14 protein-coding genes and 1 pseudogene are annotated in these 19,230 nt (G+C 72.0%); 9 read left to right on the top strand and 6 right to left on the bottom strand.

All coding sequences use genetic code 11. The features are described from left to right. Positions 1-45: 45 nt before the first annotated feature. Positions 46-2,457, bottom strand: a complete 2,412-nt coding sequence (gene fxsT, locus ACSU6L_RS20205; RefSeq protein WP_437058701.1) for an FxSxx-COOH system tetratricopeptide repeat protein — start codon at positions 2,455-2,457, stop codon at positions 46-48. A 158-nt stretch (positions 2,458-2,615) separates the two neighbouring features. Here fxsT (ACSU6L_RS20205) and ACSU6L_RS20200 point away from each other — a divergent pair, with 158 nt between their 5' ends. Both ACSU6L_RS20200 and ACSU6L_RS20195 read left to right on the top strand, forming a co-directional pair. After that, complete coding sequence (locus ACSU6L_RS20200) at positions 2,616-3,554, top strand: SMI1/KNR4 family protein (protein WP_437058699.1); 939 nt, start codon at positions 2,616-2,618, stop codon at positions 3,552-3,554. A 123-nt stretch (positions 3,555-3,677) separates the two neighbouring features. Next, positions 3,678-4,466 (top strand): calcium-binding protein, encoded by a 789-nt coding sequence (locus ACSU6L_RS20195; protein WP_437058697.1) that lies wholly within the window; start codon positions 3,678-3,680, stop codon positions 4,464-4,466. Positions 4,467-4,597: 131 nt separating this feature from the next. Here the strand turns inward: ACSU6L_RS20195 and ACSU6L_RS20190 are convergent. From ACSU6L_RS20190 to ACSU6L_RS20180, 3 genes and pseudogenes are all read right to left on the bottom strand, one after another. After that, positions 4,598-4,719: pseudogene (locus tag ACSU6L_RS20190) on the bottom strand (GntR family transcriptional regulator); the annotation flags it as partial. Between the two features lie 117 nt (positions 4,720-4,836). Continuing rightward, positions 4,837-5,499 carry a response regulator gene (locus ACSU6L_RS20185; RefSeq protein ID WP_437058695.1) on the bottom strand — a complete coding sequence of 221 codons (663 nt, stop codon included), beginning with the start codon at positions 5,497-5,499 and terminating at the stop codon, positions 4,837-4,839. After that, positions 5,496-6,623: a sensor histidine kinase gene (locus tag ACSU6L_RS20180; protein WP_437058693.1), complete on the bottom strand. Its 1,128-nt coding sequence runs from the start codon at positions 6,621-6,623 to the stop codon at positions 5,496-5,498. The genes ACSU6L_RS20185 and ACSU6L_RS20180 overlap by 4 nt, the downstream gene beginning before the upstream one ends. A 227-nt stretch (positions 6,624-6,850) precedes the next feature. Here ACSU6L_RS20180 and ACSU6L_RS20175 point away from each other — a divergent pair, with 227 nt between their 5' ends. Together ACSU6L_RS20175 and ACSU6L_RS20170 are read left to right on the top strand one after the other, a co-directional pair. Beyond that, positions 6,851-7,273: a DUF6223 family protein gene (locus ACSU6L_RS20175; RefSeq protein WP_437058691.1), complete on the top strand. Its 423-nt coding sequence runs from the start codon at positions 6,851-6,853 to the stop codon at positions 7,271-7,273. A gap of 35 nt (positions 7,274-7,308) precedes the next feature. Continuing rightward, positions 7,309-9,486: an MMPL family transporter gene (locus ACSU6L_RS20170; RefSeq protein WP_437058689.1), complete on the top strand. Its 2,178-nt coding sequence runs from the start codon at positions 7,309-7,311 to the stop codon at positions 9,484-9,486. 188 nt (positions 9,487-9,674) lie between these two features. On the opposite strand, the gene ACSU6L_RS20165 is transcribed toward ACSU6L_RS20170, so the two are convergent. After that, complete coding sequence (locus tag ACSU6L_RS20165; RefSeq protein ID WP_437058687.1) at positions 9,675-10,436, bottom strand: phosphoglyceromutase; 762 nt, start codon at positions 10,434-10,436, stop codon at positions 9,675-9,677. Between the two features lie 161 nt (positions 10,437-10,597). On the opposite strand from ACSU6L_RS20165, the gene ACSU6L_RS20160 reads away from it, so the two are divergent. The 4 genes from ACSU6L_RS20160 to fxsT (ACSU6L_RS20145) all read left to right on the top strand — a co-directional run bounded on the left by ACSU6L_RS20160 (position 10,598) and on the right by fxsT (ACSU6L_RS20145) (position 18,261). Beyond that, entirely contained in the window at positions 10,598-12,295 is a 1,698-nt protein-coding gene (locus tag ACSU6L_RS20160; protein WP_437058685.1) for a stealth family protein, read from the top strand. A 16-nt stretch (positions 12,296-12,311) separates the two neighbouring features. After that, positions 12,312-14,078: a stealth family protein gene (locus ACSU6L_RS20155; protein WP_437058683.1), complete on the top strand. Its 1,767-nt coding sequence runs from the start codon at positions 12,312-12,314 to the stop codon at positions 14,076-14,078. A gap of 72 nt (positions 14,079-14,150) precedes the next feature. Continuing rightward, complete coding sequence (locus ACSU6L_RS20150; RefSeq protein ID WP_437058681.1) at positions 14,151-15,422, top strand: MDR family MFS transporter; 1,272 nt, start codon at positions 14,151-14,153, stop codon at positions 15,420-15,422. A gap of 97 nt (positions 15,423-15,519) precedes the next feature. Further along, positions 15,520-18,261, top strand: a complete 2,742-nt coding sequence (fxsT, locus tag ACSU6L_RS20145; RefSeq protein ID WP_437058679.1) for an FxSxx-COOH system tetratricopeptide repeat protein — start codon at positions 15,520-15,522, stop codon at positions 18,259-18,261. 9 nt (positions 18,262-18,270) lie between these two features. On the opposite strand, the gene ACSU6L_RS20140 is transcribed toward fxsT (ACSU6L_RS20145), so the two are convergent. After that, on the bottom strand, positions 18,271-18,594 hold the full coding sequence (locus ACSU6L_RS20140; protein WP_437058677.1) for a hypothetical protein: 324 nt from the start codon (positions 18,592-18,594) through the stop codon (positions 18,271-18,273). A 275-nt stretch (positions 18,595-18,869) separates the two neighbouring features. Between ACSU6L_RS20140 and ACSU6L_RS20135 the strand changes: the two genes are divergently transcribed. Next, positions 18,870-19,175, top strand: a complete 306-nt coding sequence (locus tag ACSU6L_RS20135; protein ID WP_437058675.1) for a hypothetical protein — start codon at positions 18,870-18,872, stop codon at positions 19,173-19,175. Positions 19,176-19,230 lie beyond the last annotated feature (55 nt).

Below are 19,230 nucleotides of genomic sequence, written 5' to 3'. Positions count from 1 at the left end.
CCGGTCACCGAGCCGACAGTCACCGAGCCGACAGTCACCGAGCCGTCAGTCACCGCCCGGCTGCGTCAGGCTGCCGAACAGGTTGGCGATGAGCAAGGTCGACGGGTGCTGCTCACCCAGCACCCGTCGCCGGCGCCCCAGCGTCTCCTCGGCCAGCTCCCGCGCCTCCTCGGTGCGCCCCAGGTCGGCCAGCCAGTGCGCGAGGTTGGAGGCGGTGATCAGGGTGTCGGGGTGCTCCTCGCCGAGCACCCGGCGCCGCCGCTCCAGCGTCTGCTCCGTCAGCTCCCGCGCCTCCTCCAGCCGCCCCAGGTCAGCCAGGTGGGCCGCCAGGTTGGACGCGCTGATCAGCGTCTCCGGGTGCTCCTCGCCGAGCACCCGGCGCCGCCGGTCCAACGTGTCCTGGGCGAGCTGCCGCGCCTCCTCCAGCCGCCCCACCTCGGCCAGCCGGACGGCCAGGTTGGACGCGCTGATCATGGTTTCCGGGTCCTCCTCACCCAGCACCCGGCGCCGCCGGTCCAACGTGTCCTGGGCCAGTTCCCGCGCCTCCTCCAGCCGCCCCAGTTCCGCCAGCCGGATCGCCAGCTCCGACGCGGTGAGCAGGGTGTGGAGGTTGTCCTCGCCCAGCACCTGCCGCTGCCGGTCGAACAGATCCCGGTGCAGCGCGTAGGCACGGTCGTGCTCGCCGATGCCCGCGTACGCCTGGGCCAGGTAGTTGGCGGCCCACCAGGTGTGCACGTGGTCGGAGCCCATCAGCGCGGTCCAGGCCTGGCACAGGGCTTCCATCCGGGGCAGGACGGCCGGCGCGCTGCCCCGCTCCGTCAGGTAGCGGGCCGCCTCGCAGGCCGCGTACCGGGCGTCCGCCGTGACCAGGTCGTCCGGGTCGATCGCCAGCATGTGGGGCAGCAGGTCGGGCCAGCGCGGCCAGCCGGCGGGGTCCGAGGCGTTCCCCGGGGAGGCCGCGGCCAGCAGGCAGCTGGCGTGGTACGCAGCGGTGGCCCGTTCCCCGGCGGAGAGCTGGTCCCTGAGGACGGCCTGCGTGAGCCGGTGCAGGTGGACGCTCCCCCCGGCCACCCGGGCCAGCCCGTGCCGGTGGATCTCCGACAGCACCCGGCTGCGGGTACGACGGTCCGTCAGCACCCCGTCCATGGAGGAGGGTTCGTCGTCGCCCTGCTCCGGGCGGCCCTTCGACGGCAGGGCGAACGGTTCGGGAGCCAGCAGGGCGCACGCCCTCAGCACATCGGCCGCCTCCGGATCCCGCGCCTGCAACCGCTCCATGCTCAGCCGGATCTGAGCGGCCAGCGACCACGGATAGTCCAGCGGCCTGCCCTCGTCGGTCACCTGGCCGGCGTTGTCGGCCAGCAGCGCCAGGTACTCGTCGACCGCCGTGGTCGTGAGCACCTCGGCGGCCTGCACGAGCGCCAGCGGCAGATCGTCCAGGGCCTCCGCGAGCCGCTCCGCGTCCGCCTCGGACAGCCACGGCGTCCGGGTGCGCAGCAGGGTCACGGACTCCCTGCGCGCGAGCGCGCCCACGTCCAGCGGCGTGGCCACACCGTGCCAGCGCGGGTTGCGCGAGGTGATCAGCACATGCCCCGGCCCGGACGGCAGATACTCGGCCAGCGCCTCCGGGTCCTCCGCGTTGTCGAAGACCACCAGCCAGCGGGCCCGCGACCGCAGCTCGGCCCCCAGCACCGCCACCGCCTCCTTGGCCGGTGTGTCCCGCTGCGCGGCGCCGGTCGCCACCGCCAGCAGCGCCAACTGGTCGGGGATCAGCGCCGGGTCCTCCGCCCGCACCCACCACACCAGCTCGTACTCGCCGCAGAACCGGTGCGCGTACTCGGCGGCCAGCTGGGTCTTGCCCACCCCGCCCCGCCCGTCCAGCGCCAGCACCGCCACCGTACGGCCGCCCGCCAGCCGGTTCCGCACCTCGACCAGCAGATCGTCCCGGCCGACGAACCCGGCGTTGCGCGCCGGCACGTTCCACACCCGCGGCATCGTCCCCGGCAGCCGCGGCCCCGTCGCCCCCACGCTCCGCAGCACCCCCGCGCCACCGCTGCCGGGAAACCCCGGCCGCACCGGCGGCGGCCCCGCGGGACCCTTCACCGCGGCGAGCAGCACCTCCCGCGCCTTGTGCTCGGCCAGCCCGTGCAGCGACGGCGCGCGCAGCGTCCGCAGCATCGGCGGCGGCACGGCCGCGTCGATCCGTACGGGTATCAGCCGCTCCCGGCCCGCTACGACGGCGGTCCACTCGTCGGTGGTCCAGCGCCGCTGGTCGAAGTACGCGGCGGAGAACAACGCCACCATCCGGCGCTGCTCGATCGCCTCGTTCATCCGCAGGACGACGTTCTCCCCGGCCCCCCAGTGCCATGCGTCCAGCTCCACGTCGTACCCGGCGTCCTGCAACTGCCAGGCCACCCACTCCGCCCACGCGAGATCGGCCCCCGCGTGACTGACGAACAACCGACTCCGGCCGTCCCCGTCACCCACCACGTCGGCCCCCCGTGCGTGCGCAGCCCTGCCTCACCACTCACAGAGGCTAGCGGGACAGCGCACCCGAAGACGGGCGATCGACCGCCATGGGAGGGCGATGTCAGTGGCTTGTGCTTCACTCACGCCCCATGAACGAACAGGAGCTGCTGGCAGCCGTTCACGCCCTCGTGTCCCCGCACGGGGGCGACCTGGTGTGCGCCCTCCCCGGGCACGGCACGGCCACGGGCCACACCTGCCTGGCACCGGGCGACGGCATCGACGTCCTCGGCCTCGGCGACGCCCTCACGGACCGGTACGGCCGCCCGCGCAACCTCGCCGCGGACGGGTACGTCGACCCGACCGTGAACGAGCGGACCGGGGCGCCGCTCCTCGCCCCCTTCGGCGACGGTCTCGTCGGCATGCGCGCGTGGGCGGACACCGACCGCTGGATCGGCTGCGGCACGGTGCGGGCCGGCGCCGGCGTGCGGCCGGTCGTACTGGTCGCCGGGCGCGCCACTCCGGGACAGGAGGAGCTGCCGCCGGACACCTCCTGGGTGGACCAGGTCGTGGCGGTCACCGGATGGCCGCGCGATCGGCGCCGGCCGGTCGACTGGGCTCCGGTCGAGACCCGCCTCGGCACCGCGCTGCCCGACGACTACAAGGAACTGGTCGAACGATTCGGGTACGGCGCCTTCGACGACGACCTCGGCCTCCACCTCCCCGACGGCTGGCCCGGCGGCGCCATGGGCATCGCCGGCACCAACGAGTTCTGGTTCGCCACCGCGACCCCCGACGGCGAGGGCCCCTGGGCCCCGTACCGCCTCTACCCCGCCCCCGGTGGCCTGCTGGAGTGGGCGAGCACCGAGCAGCACACCTCGTTCTACTGGCTGACCGGACACCCCGATCCCAACCGGTGGCCGATCCTCGTCACGGACGAGACGTACAGCGAGTGGGACCGTTTCGACGGCCCGACCGCCCAGTTCATCCACCGCATGCTCACCGACCGCCACCACCCGTACTCGACCGCCCGCTTCTCCGACAGCCACTGGTTCACGTCGTACGACAGCCCGGACGCATGTGACGTTTGATCATTCCGGTGCGCTGGGTAATGCGGGCAGCCTGTGTGACGGCTGTGCGTAACTCCCCTGACTTCCGACCGTCCCGCCGTACGCCGTTCGGCGGGCCCACTCAACACTCCGTGAAGGAGTTTCATGCGCAAGCGCGCCACCTTCGCCGTACTCACCGCTGTCGTGGCACTGGCCGGCTCCACCGCCGCCGGTGCCCACGCGGACGAGACCGTGGGGGACATCCAGATCAACAGCCTCGCCGTCAACGGCGGCAAGAACGTCGTGGTCGACACGGCCGACAAGACGATCACGGTCTCGGTGACCGCCACCGACCCGTCGGGCATCTGGGACGCGGACTTCTACCTGTGGCGGGGCCCGGACGGGGCCGACCCGTACTACAGCCCCGACGGCTACATCCTGCCCAACGAGGACACCACCCCCGCGGACTGCGTGGCCTCCAGCGGTACGACGTCCACCTGCTCGAAGACCTTCACCTTCGAACCGGACTGGTGGCTGACGAACGCCGACGCCGGTACGTGGAAGGTCGGCGTCCAGGTGTGGGCCAACGACGACAGCTGGACCGAGCGCTGGGCCTACACCACCACCCGCCTCCAGCGGCACTCCAAGCTGACCGTCAACGCGAGCCCCGAGCCGGTCGTCAAGGGCAAGACGCTGACGGTCACCGGCAAGCTCTCCCGCGCCAACTGGGACACGCTCGACTACCGGGGCTACGCCACCCAGCCGGTCAAGCTCCAGTTCCGCAAGGCCGGCACCACGACCTACACCACCGTCAAGACCGTGAACACCTCCAGCACCGGCACCCTGACGACCACCGTCACCGCCGCCGAGGACGGCTACTGGCGCTGGAACTTCGCGGGCACCACCACCACCCCGGCCGCCACCGTGGCCGGCGACTTCGTGGACGTGCAGTAGCGGCGAGTACGGCACCCGAACGCCGTTGCTGAAAGCCGGGGCCTGGAGGAAAGCCCGGCCCCGGCGAAATCCACGCACCGCGGGGCGCTCTCGGTGACGGGCTCCGGATGTGCGTGACGAGGGCGGCCTTCTTCGTACGGCTCCCATCTCGTCGACAGCTGCACGGGTCGTCCGTCGGCGAGGCACTCACACGCGGTCCGGACGCACAGGTCCCTTTCGGTGATGCCGAGCCGAGCCGCGAAGATCGTGGAGCGGTCGGCACACAGCCTGTCTGGCTTCCGGCCTGGGGGCGGCTCCCGATGGGCGACCGTATCGGCATGGTCCTCGCCGCCTGGCGCCAGTAGTCGGACCGTGGTTGCGGCCCGGGGTGTCAGGAGTTGCGCGGGACGACCAGGCCGGACTCATAGGCGAGGACCACGAGTTGGGCTCGATCGCGGGCGTGGAGCTTGGTCATCGCCCGGTTGACGTGGGTCTTCACGGTCATCGGGCTGATCACCATGTGGTCGGCGATCTCGTCGTTCGACAGGCCCCGCGCGACGAGGGCCACGGCCTCGCGTTCGCGGCCGGTCAGATCTTCGAGCCCCGCCTCGGCACCGGTGTCGAGCGGCTGGGACACGTACCTGTCGATCAGCTTGCGGGTGATCGAGGGAGCGAGCAGTGCATCGCCGCGCGCGGCCACGCGGACGGCGTGCAGGAAGTCGTCCGGGACGATGTCCTTGACGAGGAATCCCGCGGCGCCGGCGCGCAGCGCGTCGAAGACGTACTCGTCCATGCCGTAGTTGGTCAGGATGACGACGTGCACCCCGGCCAGGGCCGGGTCGGCGGCGATGCGCCGGGTCGCCTCGATGCCGTCGACGACCGGCATCTGGATGTCGATGAGCGCGATGTCGGGCAGGTGTTCCCTGGCGAGCTCCAAGCCCTCCTTGCCGTCGGCCGCCTCGGCCACGACCTCGATGTCGTCCTCCAGGTCGAGGAGTGCGCGGAATCCGCTGCGGATGAGCGGCTGGTCGTCGACCAGCAGGACTCGGATCACGACGCTCGCTCCACGGGGAGTTCGGCCCGGACGGTGAAGCCGCCCTCGCCGCGCGGTTCGGCGCGCAGGAGGCCGCCGAGGGCGGTGACGCGTTCGCGCATGCCGAGCAGCCCGACGCCGGGCACAGGGGCGGTGCTTGGTGTGGCCTTGCCGTCGTCGTCGATGCGGAGCGCGAGGGCGTCGGGCCGGTAGTCGATCCGGACCGATGCCGTGGTGGCGGCGGCGTGCCGGACGATGTTGGTCAATGACTCCTGAACGATCCGGTAGGCGGTCCGGCCCACCGCGGCCGGCACGTCGTGCCGCTGCCCCTCGATCGTCAGCGTCGCCTCCAGACCGGTCCTGCCGGCCCGCTCCACCAGTTCCGGTACGTCGGCGAGCCCACGCGGCGGGGCCGTGTCGTCGTCGCGCAGCGCCTCCAGAGTCGCGCGCAGCTCCCGGCTCGCCTCACGTCCGGCCTCCTGGATCGCCAGCAGCGCCTCGGGCACCGTCTCGCCGCGTTTGCGGGCCACGTGGACGGCGACTTCGGACTGCACCTTGATGACGGAGATCTGGTGGGTGAGCGAGTCGTGCAGTTCCCGGGCGATGTGCAGCCGCTCCTCGTCGGCACGGCGCCGCGCGGTCTCCTCACGGGTGCGCTCGGCCTCCTCCGCCCGCTGCTCGGCCTGCCGCAACGCCTCCCCCGCGGCAAAAGCCGCGATGAGCCAGGCGATCTCCAGGGTGCCGCGGGCCTGCACCGACACCTCGCCCACGGGCCCGTCGCGGAAGAGCAGGGCCGTGAGCTGGAGGGCCACCAGCAGGGTCAGGGACGCCGTCACCGCCGCGGCACGGCACCCGGCCCGCACCGCGCCGTACACCGCGACCAGGTACGCGACGGTGAGCACGTCGAACCCGGCCGCCTGGTAGCCCACCGCGCACAGCCCGGTGACGGCCAGGACGGCGACCGGAGCCCTGCGGCGCGCGGCCAGCGCCAGGCCGCCGGCCGCAAGGAGTGCGTAGCCGAGCAGGTCGGGCCCCGTACCGGGGTGCTCCCCGGCCCAGCCGTCGCCCAGCATCAGCGCCGCCACGGCTGCGGCGATCGCCCAGTCCCCGACACCAGCCGGTACACCGAACCGTCGTTTGCCCATGCGCGCACCCTAGCCAGATGCCGCCGCGGGCGAGTCCGGCTCGTGGATGACCGACCGCCTACTGCGTCCGCGGTACTCGCGCAGCTTCTGCCGCGTCCGCGGTAGCCGCGTACGCCACTGGCGGCAGCGCGAAGTGCGTCCGTGTGCGGGACGACCGGGGGCAGGTCCGGGGGACAGGATCGGGCGACATCCAGCAGCAGGAGTCGTACGAGGAGAAGGAGCACCTCATGTCCGTCCGTCACGTGCTTTCCGCACCCGCGGCCGCGCACGCCGCGGTCCAGCCGGCCGCCGTCGATGCCTATGACCTGACGGCCGGGCGGCTCGTGGGCACCTCGGCCGCACTGGTGGCGCTGGCCGGCGTGGTCGTCGGCGGGCTGGCCCTGGCCCGTTCGGCCGGCCGGATCGGCAACGGCAACGGGAAGAGGGGGGCCGTCGTGGCCCTGGGGGCGGGGCTGATCGGCATGGCCGTCGGCGTGGTGAATCTGGCCGTCGCCGACGGCGGTCCCGGCACCGGCAACGGCGTGATCGGCGGTGCGGTGGCGCTGGTGCTGGGGCTGATCGCCGTGGTCCTCGGCCGACTGGCCCTGGCCCGCTCCCGCCGCACCGGCCGACCTGCCGACCGCCCCGTCCACCCGCGCGCGTCCGCGTGAGAGAGGAGCGGGGACAGGGACTCGAGGAGACGATGATGGCAACCGAAACCGCCCCCACGGCCGGGACACTGGCGGGCCTTGGCCGCTTCTGTTTCCGGCGCCGCCGCCTGGTCCTGCTGATCTGGATCGTCGGTGTGATCGCCGTGGCGTTCGTCGGCTTCGGCTACGGCGCCGCCCCGGACAACGACTTCTCCGGAGGAGACTCGCAGTCGGCCAGGGCGCAGCAGCTGATGGAGAAGCACTTCCCCGAGGAGCAGGGGGACAGGCTGACCCTCGCGATCAAGGCGGACAAGGGGATCGACGATCCTGCCGCCAAGCGGAAGATCGAGAAGGTCATCGCCGATCTCGCCGGCTCACCTGTCACCGGACCGGTGACGTCGCCGTACCAGGACAAGAGCCTGGTGACGCGGGATCGTCGCATCGCCCGCACGACCATTCCGCTCAGCGCCAAGGACGTGGAGAAGAGCGAGGTCAAGCCCTTGGTGGACACGGTCAAGGACGCCTCCGGCGACAGCGTCACGCTCGCGCTGGGCGGGTACATGGCGGAAAAGGCCGAGACGCCCCCGCAGGGCCCGGCCGAGAGTGTGGGCCTCCTGGCAGCAGCCGTGATCCTGTTCATCGCGTTCGGATCACTGGTGGCGATGGGCCTGCCGATCGCGACGGCCCTCCTGGCCATCGTGGGCGGTCTCGCCCTGATGAAGGTGGTGGGGCACCTGGTTCCCGCGCCGAACTTCGCTCTGACCTTCGGCGCGATGATCGGGCTCGGTGTCGGCATCGACTACGCACTGTTCATCGTGACCCGCTACAAGGACGGCCTCGGGGACGGCGACGACCCCGAGAGCGCCACGGTCACGGCCATCGCCACCGCGGGTCACGCGGTGCTGTTCGCCGGGACGACCGTGGTGATCGCGCTGATGGGCCTGCTCGTCATGGGGCAGCGGCTGATGACCGGGCTGGCCATCGCCACGTCGATCACGGTGCTGGTCACGATGATCGCCGCCCTGACGCTGCTGCCCGCGTTCCTGGGCTTCACCGGACACCGGATCAACTCGCTGCGCCTGCCCCGTCGCGCGTCCCGCCGCAACCGGTCCGCCGGCGCACCGTCCCGGAAGCGCCGTACGCCCGCCGAGCGTTGGGCCGGTGCGGTGCAGCGCAGGCCGCTCGTCGCCGCGCTCCTCGCCGGCGGGGTCCTGCTGGTGCTGGCCGCCCCCACGCTGTCGATGCGGCTGAGTCAGCCCGACGCCAGCGTCCAGCCCCGAGACCGGAGCAGCTACATCTCGTACGAGATCCTCTCCGAGGGCTTCGGTCCGGGCTACGGCGCACCCCTGGTCTTCGCCTCCGAGGTGGACTCCGGGAACGCCGATCTCAGCCCCGTCGTCGAAGCGGTCGGCAGGACCGAGGGCATCGCCTACGCCACGCCGCCCCGGGGCAGCGAGGACGGGAAGGCCGTCACTTTCCTCGCCTTCCCCACGACCGGGTACCAGGACGAGGCGACCACGGACCTGGTGCACAGGCTCCGCGACGAGGTGCTGCCCAGGACACCCGGCGGCGAGAAGGTCCTCGTCGGCGGACCGAACGCCGGCACCATCGACACCGCCGAGGAGTCCGGCTCGCGCCTGCCCCTGATGATCGGGGTCGTCGTCGCGATGTCCATGGTGCTGCTGATCGCGCTGGTCCGGTCGGTCACGATCGCCCTGCAGGCCGCCGTGATGAACCTGCTGTCGATCGGCGCCGCCTACGGTGTGCTGGTGGCGGTCGTGCAGTGGGGATGGCTCGGCACGGCCCTAGGGTTCCCCGCCGCCATGCCCGTCACGACCTGGGTGCCGATGATGATGTTCCCGGTCCTGTTCGGCCTCTCGATGGACTACCAGGTCTTCCTGATCTCACGGGTCCGTGAGGAGTACGAGCAGACCGGCGACACCCGCACGGCCGTCACCACAGGGCTGGCGCGGACCGCCAAGGTGATCACGGCCGCGGCAGCCGTCATGATCGCGGTCTTCACCACCTCGCTGCTCGGCCCCGATGTCGCCGTCAAGCAGGGAGGCCTGGGCATGGCCGTCGCTGTGCTCATCGACGCCACCATCGTCCGGATGATCTTCGTTCCGGCGGTGATGGAACTGTGCGGCAAGGCCAATTGGTGGATGCCCGGACGCCGGGCGCCGAGGACAACCTCGACCGCACCGGCCGGGGCCAGGGAAGAGGTCAACGTCTGACCTTGTCTCATGTCGCAGTGCGTGGGGTCCCACAGGGCTTCTCGGGCGAGGCCCCGGAGAGTGGACCGCGAAAGAATGAATCCCCTGAGACGGCAGGAATACCTCTCACGGCCCACAGACGGCCCAGCCCCACCAAAAAGCCCCCGCCCCGCGAAGACGTCGCAGGTCGGGGGCTTACCGGTGTCGCGTTACTTCTTCTTGCCCTGGTTCTTCACGGCCTCGATCGCCGCCGCGGCCGCATCCGGGTCGAGGTACGTGCCGCCGGGGTTCACCGGCTTGAAGTCGGCGTCGAGCTCGTAGGACAGCGGGATGCCCGTCGGGATGTTCAGGCCCGCGATGTCGGCGTCGGAGATGCCGTCGAGGTGCTTGACCAGGGCGCGCAGGCTGTTGCCGTGGGCGGCGATCAGGACCGTGCGGCCGGTCAGGAGGTCCGGGACGATGGCGTCGAACCAGTAGGGGAGCATGCGGGCGACGACGTCCTTCAGGCACTCCGTCTGCGGGCGCAGCTCCGGCGGGAGGGTCGCGTAGCGCGGGTCGGAGAACTGGGAGTACTCGGCGTCGCGGTCCAGCGCCGGCGGCGGGGTGTCGTAGGAGCGGCGCCACAGCATGAACTGCTCCTCGCCGAACTCGGCGAGGGTCTGCGCCTTGTCCTTGCCCTGCAGGGCGCCGTAGTGGCGCTCGTTGAGGCGCCACGAGCGGTGGACCGGGATCCAGAGGCGGTCCGCGGCCTCCAGGGCGAGCTGGGCGGTGCGGATGGCACGCTTCTGGAGGGACGTGTGGACCACGTCGGGCAGCAGCCCGGCGTCCTTGAGCAGCTCGCCGCCGCGCGTCGCCTCCTTCTCGCCCTTCGGGGTGAGGTTGACGTCCACCCAGCCGGTGAACAGGTTCTTCTCGTTCCACTCGCTCTCGCCGTGGCGGAGGAGGATCAGCTTGTACGGTGCGTCGGCCATGGCTTCGAGCCTACCTAAGGGGTACGGGGGCTGCGGCCACGCTCCCTCGCCGCCCGCGACTCGCCCGTTAAGTCCAGGTGAACTCTTCCACAACCTTTTCTCACACCTGTCTGTCTCGTTATCGCAGGACTGTGCAGGATTCGGGAAGAGGTGCTCAGAACGTGACCGTGCGTTCCTTTGCGCGGCGGATGCGACCGCGGGTCGAGCGGAAGGCCGCCGAGCGGGTGTGGCAGCTGCGCACCATGCGCCGTCGCCGCAGGGCCGCGGTCGACGACCCGGTGCTGCGGCCGGTGGCGGTGCGCGGGCAGCAGCTCTACGGCCGGGTGGTGAGCCGGTTCACCGCCGCGGAGGCGGCCGCCGCGAACCTCGATCTGGTGGTGGCGGCGCTGGAGCAGGAGGGGATCTCCTACTTCCTGGTGCCGACCTCCCGGACCCGGCACACGGTCGGTGTGAACGCTGCCGACCGTGAGCGGTTCCTGGTCGCCCTGGAGACGCTGAACGCCGGGAAGGCCGTGTTCATCGGCCGGCCGCTGCCCGGCGGCAAGCTCAAGCACCCCGCGATGTTCATGGACGGCGTGCTGCCCGCGCCGCTGCGGACCGCGCCGGTGCTGCGGGTCGGGGAGAACCACCTGGGGCCGGCGGGCCAGCTGCTCGCCGGGCCGGAGCTGGCCTGCGACGTCGAGTTCTGGGAGGACGGGGCGGAGCTGCTGGACTCCGCCGACGGGGCCCGGCGGCTGGCGAAGGTGCAGCCGCAGGCGTCGGAGGACGTCTTCCGCGAGTCGCTGGTCACGCCGCGCAACAACGGGGTGACGGACGTGCTGCCCGCCTCCGAGCGCAAGCCCGCCGTCGTGCGGGTCGGCGAGCGGGAGCTGCCGAGCTTCGTCCCGCTGACCCTGCCGACCGTGAACCGGGTGACGTTCCCCGTGGACGTCGTCTACACCTGGGTGGACGGCGAGGAGCCGGAGATGCGGGCCAAGCGGGCGCGCTACCAGGAGCGCGGCACGGCGGAGATCCTCGACAAGGAGACCAACGCCTCCCGCTACACCAGCCACGACGAGCTGAAGTACTCACTGCGCTCGCTGGCGATGTACGCCGACTTCGTCCGGCACATCTACATCGTCACCGACGGCCAGAAGCCGCACTGGCTGGACGACCGGGCCGAGGGCATCACGGTCGTCGACCACCGCGACATCTTCCCCGAGGGCGTCCTGCCCGTCTTCAACTCGCACGCGATCGAGACGCGGCTGCACCACATCCCGGGGCTGTCCGAGCACTACCTGTACTTCAACGACGACGTCTTCGTCGGCCGCCGGATCACGCCGGAGCACTTCTTCTACAGCAGCGGCCTGATGAAGATCCCCGTCTCCCCGCTGAAGATCGGTGTCGGCAAGCCGCACGCCGAGGAGACCGCCACCAACTCCGCCAGCAAGAACGTACGGCGGTTGCTGCTGGAGAAGTTCGGGCGGATGACGACGAACAACTTCATGCACACCCCGCTGCCGCAGCAGCGCGGCGCGCTGCGGGCGCTGGAGGAGCTGTTCCCGGAGGACATCGCCCGCACCACGGCGTCCCGGTTCCGCTCGCCGACCGACATCGCCATGACGGCTCCGCTGCTCTACCAGTACTCGCTGATGACCGGCCGGGGCGTGCCGGGCAAGTTCAGCTTCCGGTACGTGAACATCAGCCGCCCGGACGCCGACCGCCGCCTGGCCGACCTGCGCCGCAACCGCCGCTTCGACTTCTTCTGCCTGAACGACGTCGACGTGCCGCCGGAGGAGCGGGAGCAGGTCGGCGTGCGGATGCACGAGTTCCTGGAGAACTACTTCCCCTTCCCGAGCCCCTACGAGCGGCAGAGCTGACAGGGCGGTCCCGGCCATGGACATCCGTCACCGCTTCGCGGCACCGCCGGGCCTGCGGGCCGCGCGGGAGTTCCTGGTGCGTCTTCGGCTGTGGCTGGCGGCGCGGCTGTGGGCACTGCGCGCGGTCCGGGCCCGCCGCCGGCTGCGGGCCGCCGTGCCGGGGCTGCGCCGGGTCGTCTGCGGCCCGGTGCGGCTGTACGGCCGTACGGTCGCCGACTACACGGCGTCGGACGCCGCCGCCACCGACGTCGAGCAGGTGTGCGACCTGCTGGACGCGGCACAGGTGCCGTACTTCCTGGTGCCGGCCGAGCCCGGGCCGGGCGGGCCGCGGCAGGTGATCGGCGTCGCGGAGGCGTACCGCGCCACGGTCCTCGCGCGGGCCGCACGGCACTTCGCCGGCACCGCCGGGTTCGTCGGCGCCGTCGGTCCGGACGGTGCCGTGCGGAGCGCGGTGCTGTGGGCCGACGGGAGGCTGCCGCGGGCGCTGCGGCGGGCGGACGTGCTGCGCACCGGTGTGGTCCGCCTGGGCCCGCAGGGGCAGGTGCTCGGCGGTCTGGAGACGGGCTGCGACATCGAGTTCTGGCGGCACGGCCGGGACCTGGGCGCCGACCCCGGCCATCTCACCGTGCCCGGTGCCCGGCTGCCGGACGTGTTCGGGCCGGCGCTGGTGGCGCCGCGCCGCAACCCCGTCTCCGAGGTGCTGCCGGTGGCGGCGCAGCAGCCGGCCGTGGTGGCGGGCCGGCGTCGCCCCGTGCCGACGTTCGCCGCGTTCGCCGAGCCCGGCATCGACGAGGTGCGCTTCCCGGTCGACGCCGTGTACACCTGGGTGGACGGTGACGACCCGGCGATGGCGGCCAAGCGCCAGGCCCACCAGCCGCGCTCCGGCAGCGTCATCGCCGCGCGCGAGACCGGCGCCTCCCGCTACACCAGCCATGACGAACTGAGGTACGCGCTGCGCTCGCTGGAGATGTACGCCGGGTTCGTCCGGCACGTCTACCTGGTGACGGACGCTCAGGTCCCCGACTGGCTGGACCCGGGCGCGCAGGGCCTGACGGTGGTCGACCACCGGGACATCCTTCCGGCCGACGCGCTGCCCGTCTTCAACTCGCACGCCATAGAGAGCAGGCTGCACCACATCCCGGGCCTGTCGGAGCACTACCTCTACTTCAACGACGACGTCTTCATCAACCGTCCGGTGCGGGCCGAGCACTTCTTCCACGGCAACGGCATCGCCCGGATCCCGCTGTCCCCGCTGAAGCTCGGCGTCGGCGACCCGCACCCGCTGGAGCCGGCCCCGAACTCCGCCGGGAAGAACACCCGCGAGGTGATCCGGCGCTTCCACGGCCGCCTGATCACCCACAAGTCGCTGCACACCCCTCACCCGCAACTGCTGTCGGTGATGCGGGAGATGGAGAGCCTGGGCATCGAGGAGCTGGCGCGGACCTCGTACTCGCGGTTCCGCTCCACCACCGACGTGGCCCCGGCGTCCACGCTGCACCACCACTGGGCGATCGCGACGGGGCGGGCGGTGCCGGCCGAGTACCGGTTCCGCTACGTGCAGCTGGGCACGCCGGACATGCGGCGGCGGCTGGCCCGCCTGGAGGCCGGTGAGGACGTCGACTTCTTCTGCCTGAACGACGTGGACACCGCCCCGGCGGACCGGGCGGCGGCACAGGTGGCCATGCGGGCCTTCCTGGAACGCAAGTACCCGTTCCGGAGCCGCTTCGAGCGGGCGGCCCCGGTCGCCCCGCGCCCCTCACGATTGACGCTCCCCGTCAATTGAGTGGCGAGCCCGGCGACCGCGTTTGTAAGTTGTGGCCGCCGGTTGAGCCGCTTACCGCTGTGGGGGATCTCGATGTCACCAGCCACCCTGAGACGTGCCGTCCGGGAGACCGTCTCCGGGCTCCCCCGAGAGTTCTGGTGGCTGTGGACCAGCACGCTGGTGAACCGGCTGGGCGCCTTCGTCGCCACCTTCATGGCGCTGTACCTCACCCTCGACCGCGGCTACTCGGCCTCCTACGCCGGTCTCGTCGCCGCCCTGCACGGCCTCGGCGGGGTCGTCTCCTCGCTGGGCGCGGGCGTGATGACCGACCGGCTCGGGCGGCGGCCCACCCTGCTGATCGCCCAGTCGTCGACCGCCCTGTCCGTCGCCCTGCTCGGCTTCATGCGCGACCCCGTCGCCATCGCGGCCGTCGCCTTCCTGGTCGGCATGGCCTCCAACGCCTCCCGCCCGGCCGTGCAGGCGATGATGGCGGACATCGTGCGCCCCGAGGACCGGGTGCGCGCGTTCTCCCTGAACTACTGGGCGATCAACCTCGGCTTCGCCGTGTCGTCCATGGCCGCCGGGTTCATCGCCGAGTCCAGCTACCTCGCCGGCTTCCTGATCGAGGCCGCGATGACCATGGCCTGCGCGATCCTGATCTTCCTGCGGCTGCCCGAGTCCCGGCCGGAACGCACCCCGGCCGGGAAGGGCGAGGCGGAGACCGCCGAGGTCGGCCTGGGGAGCGTACTGCGGGACGGGCGCTTCATGAGCGTCGTCGGACTGTCCTTCCTCGTCGCACTGATCTTCCAGCAGGGCTCGGTCGGCCTGCCGGTCGCGATGGGCGAGGCCGGGTTCACGCCCGCCGAGTACGGCCTGGCGATCGCCGTCAACGGCGTCCTCATCGTCGTCCTGCAGATCCCCGTCACCCGGTTCATCCAGCACCGCGACCCCCGGCAGCTGCTCGTCGTCTCGTCGCTCCTCGCCGGCTACGGCTTCGGCCTCACCGCGTTCGCCGGATCGGTCGGCACGATCGCCCTCACCGTCTGCGTGTGGACCCTCGCCGAGATCGTCAACGCACCGACCCAGACGGGACTCGTCGTACAGCTCTCCCCCGTCCAGGGACGCGGCCGCTACCAGGGCATGTACACCATGTCCTGGTCCGTCGCCGGCCTGGTCGCCCCCCTGATGTCCGGCTTCGTCATCGACCGCTTCGGAGCGGAGTGGCTGTGGGGGCTGTGCGCGCTCGTCGGGACGGCGGCGGGGCTGGGCTACGGGCTGCTGATGCGGCGACTGCCGGCCGAGGAACCCCAGCCCGACCTCGGCGCGGCGCCTTCCGCGCCCAAGGCCGCGACCGAAGCAGCCTGAACCCGGCGGACCGGCCCGCATCTCCCACCCCGTACGGCACGATGGACAAGTACGTGCTGCACAGGGCCCCTTGGGGCCGCCGGGGTGGGAGACGGGGATGTCCGACGAGTCCGAACTGATCTTCGTCAGCCATGCCGGGCGTGACCGCCAGTGGGCGGAATGGGTGGCCTGGCATCTGGAGGCGGCCGGGTACCGGGTCGAGCTGGGGCTCTGGCACTGGCGGGCCGGCGACGACTTCGTGAAGAGGATGAACGAGGCGCTGGAGCGGGCGTCCGCCGTCGTCGCCGTCGTCTCGCCGCACTACTTCGAGCCCGGCCGGTACACCGAGGAGGAGTGGCGGGCCGCGGTGGCCCGCCGGGGCCGGTTCGTCCCGGTGGTCGTCCAGCAGCTGGAGAGGGACGCCATGCCGGCGGTCCTGGCCTCCCTGATCCGCGTGGACCTGCACGAACTGCCGGACGAGGACGCGGCGGTCAAGGCCCTGACGGACGCGGTGCGCGGACCCGCGCGTCCGGAGCGGGCCCCCGTCTATCCCCCGGCCGCCGCCCAGGGCCCGCATCCCCGCTTCCCCGCCGCCGCCTCGGCGTCGGCGGTGTGGGAGGTACGCCGCAGGCGCAACCCGCACTTCACCGGCCGGGACGACGTGATCGGCGACGTACGCCGGAAGCTGCTGGCCGAGCGGCACGCCGCCGTGCAGGCGCTGCACGGCACGGGCGGCATCGGCAAGACGCAGGTGGCGCTGGAGTACGTGTACCGGTTCGCCGCCCAGTACGACATCGTGTGGTGGATCGACGCCGAGCAGAGCGAACAGATCCCGGTGCACTACGCCGAACTGGCCGCCCGAGTCGGAGCTGCCAAGCCGGACGCCGGGGTGGAGGCCAACGCCCGGTACGCGCGGGAGTTCCTGCGAACCCGGGAACGCTGGCTGATCGTCCTGGACAACGCGGAGGACCCCGAGCGGCTGGAGCCGCTGCTGCCCGACGGACCCGGGCACGTGCTGATCACCTCCCGCAACCCGGCATGGGGCAAGATCGTGCCGGGTCTCCAGCTGGGCGTGTTCAGCCGCGAGGAGTCGCTGGCCCACCTGACCCGTCAGCTGCCGTCCCTCACCGAGGAGCAGGCGTCCACACTGGCCGAGGCGCTCGGCGATCTGCCGCTGGCGCTGGCACAGGCGGCCGGAGTGCTGAGCGACGGGATGCCGGTCGACCAGTATCTGCGGGTGCTGAAGACCAACACCGCGCAGCTCCTCGACCACGGCAAGGCACACGGTTATCCGGCCTCGCTGGCCGCGAGCATCACCATCGCCCAGGACCAGCTGAACGACGGCCACCAGGAGGCGGTCGCCGTGCTCCGGCTCGCGTCACTGCTCGGCCCGGAGCCGGTGCCGACGGGGTGGCTGGTGGCCGCCCGTTCCCGCCTGTCCACGGTCCCCGGCGACCCCGACGACTTCCGCTGGCCCCAGAACGCGCTCAACCCGCTGGCGCGGTACGGGCTGGCCGTGGTGGGTCCGGACGCGTTCCAGGTGCACCGGCTGACCCAGGCGGTCGTACGGCAGGAGGCGCGGGACGGTGACGCCGGGGCACTGCGGGACGACGTGGCGGCGCTGCTGACGTCGGTGGATCCGGGGGATCCGGAGCTGCCGGGGACCTGGCCCGAGTGGGCGGTGTCGGCCCCGCATCTGATCTCGGCCCTGGAGGCGCTGAGTGAGCGACCCGAACTGCGCCCCACCCTGCTGAAGACCGCCGCCTACCTGGTACGCAGCGCCCAGCCGCACGCGGCCCGGCGCCTCGCCGAGACGCTGCACACGCGGTGGACGCGGACGCTCGGCGAGGACGATCCCGACACGCTGAGCGCGGCGCACATGGTGACCTGGGCGATGGACGGCCTCGCGGCTCACGCGGAGGTCCTGCCGCTGGTGGAGGACATCCTCGAACGGCGGCGCCGGGTGCTGGGCAAGGACCATCAGGACACTCTCAGCTCGGCGAACGACCTGGGGGTGACTCTGGGGCACCTGGGGCGGTACGCGGAGGCGTACGAGGTCCACCTGGATGTGCTGAACCGGCAGCGGGCGACGCTCGGGGAGCAGGCCCCCAAAACCCTCCGCGCCGCCCAGGCCCTGTCCGGCGCGCTGAACGACCTGGGCCGTCACAAGGAAGCCCATCGCACCGTCGCGGGGGCGCTGGAAGGGCTGCGCACCGTGCTCGGGGAGGACCACACCGACACCTTCCGCACCAAGATGACCCTGGCCGCGGCGCTGAACGGCCTCGGCCAGTACGCGGCGGCCCACGACATCGTCAAGGACGCGGTGGACCGGCGCCGCGCCGTGTGCGGCGACGACCATCCCGACACGCTGCACTCCACACACCGCCTGATGACCCCGCTGGGGCACCTCGGCCGGAACGAGGAGGCCTATCGCATCGGCTCCGAGGTGCTCCGGCACAGCCGCAGGGTGCTGGGCCACGACCATCCCGAGACCCTCGACGTCATGGACAGCATCGGCCTGACACTGCTCCGCATGGACCGGCCGGAGGACGCGCTCGCCGTCCTCGGGGACGCCCTCTCCCGACGCCGCCGCGTGCTCGGCGTCGACCACCCGCTCACCCTGGACTCCATGGACAGCCTGGCCAGGGCACTGCTCCACGTCGGCCGGTACACGGAGGCGGAGGAGTTGCTGAGAGACGCGCGCGGACGCGTCCGCCGGGCCGTCGGCCGCGAGCACCCCATCGCCGGCACCATCACCCACAGCCTGGCCAACGCCCTGGAGGCCCAGGGCAAGCTCTACGAGGCCCAGAAGCTGAGGGCGGCCGCCTCCACCCGCAAGGCCAGGAAACGCCGCCGCTAGCCCCACCGCTCAGCCCATCGCATCCGACCGCTCGGCCAGTCCGCGCAGCTCCGGCGAAGCGGAGCGGCCGGCCATCAGCATCAGTTCACGGACTGCGGCGCGAGCGGCAATGTGGCTGCGCACGAGGTCGGGTGCGACGGCCTCGGCCTTCAGCAAGTACCCCAGCGCGTCACCCAATTGCCGCCGCTGGACGTGGGCGCGACCGATGTCCATCAGCAGCCTGGCCTGCCGCTCGGCGGACAGCTGAGTGGCGTCGAGGTTCTTGGCGATGTCGAGCCTGGCGTATGCGAGACGCGAGAACCCCCGCGGCCGCTGACACGGCCCGGGGGGCATGGCCCATCGTTGTTGCGACTGTTACTGCCACCCCGCGGGCGGCATCGAGCGCCCCGGCGCCTGCTCGCTCCGACAGCGCATTCCGGCTCAGCCGCGCCGACTCCGGCGCCCGCACACCCCCTGCCGACACACCAACACCCCCTCGCCGACGAGGACTCGGCAGTCGTACGCCCCTACGTCCTCAGCCCCGCGGAGCGCCAGGCCTTCAAGGACCACCGGCGACAACTACGCCGACACGGCACACGCGGGATCCACGGAGTGGAGGTGGCCGCGCCGTGAGCCACCGACAGTCGCCCCAGCCCCGCCCTGCCGCCCGCCTCCTGCCCTGGTCCGGCTCCGAGGGCAAGGCCTGTTATCTCTTGTGCGACGGCAACGAAAGGGGTTATCTCTCCAGACTCGCCGACGACATCGAGTCCGTTCAGCTCCACATGGGCGACGCATTGCTCGGCCACGCCCAGGCGCTGATCGACGACCCCAAGACCGGCCCTGAGGAACTGCGCTACCTCTCCGCGCGGCTGACCGAGTCGCTACGTGACGTCTTGCGGGTCGCCGAGAGTCGCGGAGCCCGTCTGCTCGGCTGAGCCACCCAGTGGGGCGGCGTGAAGGAACGCCTCACGGCGCCCCACCACACAGCCT

Source organism: Streptomyces sp. enrichment culture (assembly GCF_964272855.1).
GTDB lineage: Bacteria > Actinomycetota > Actinomycetes > Streptomycetales > Streptomycetaceae > Streptomyces.
The sequence above is the reverse complement of the archived record's forward strand: the minus strand, read 5'-3'. Positions and strand labels throughout refer to the sequence as shown.

Coding starts and splice junctions, on each gene's coding strand:
- ACSU6L_RS20200 (WP_437058699.1), top strand. CDS start 2,616: ATGAACGAACAGGAGCTGCTGGCAGCCGTTCACGCCCTCGTGTCCCCG.
- ACSU6L_RS20195 (WP_437058697.1), top strand. CDS start 3,678: ATGCGCAAGCGCGCCACCTTCGCCGTACTCACCGCTGTCGTGGCACTG.
- ACSU6L_RS20180 (WP_437058693.1), bottom strand. CDS start 6,623: ATGGGCAAACGACGGTTCGGTGTACCGGCTGGTGTCGGGGACTGGGCG.
- ACSU6L_RS20175 (WP_437058691.1), top strand. CDS start 6,851: ATGTCCGTCCGTCACGTGCTTTCCGCACCCGCGGCCGCGCACGCCGCG.
- ACSU6L_RS20170 (WP_437058689.1), top strand. CDS start 7,309: ATGGCAACCGAAACCGCCCCCACGGCCGGGACACTGGCGGGCCTTGGC.
- ACSU6L_RS20165 (WP_437058687.1), bottom strand. CDS start 10,436: ATGGCCGACGCACCGTACAAGCTGATCCTCCTCCGCCACGGCGAGAGC.
- ACSU6L_RS20155 (WP_437058683.1), top strand. CDS start 12,312: ATGGACATCCGTCACCGCTTCGCGGCACCGCCGGGCCTGCGGGCCGCG.
- ACSU6L_RS20150 (WP_437058681.1), top strand. CDS start 14,151: ATGTCACCAGCCACCCTGAGACGTGCCGTCCGGGAGACCGTCTCCGGG.
- fxsT (WP_437058679.1), top strand. CDS start 15,520: ATGTCCGACGAGTCCGAACTGATCTTCGTCAGCCATGCCGGGCGTGAC.
- ACSU6L_RS20140 (WP_437058677.1), bottom strand. CDS start 18,594: ATGCCCCCCGGGCCGTGTCAGCGGCCGCGGGGGTTCTCGCGTCTCGCA.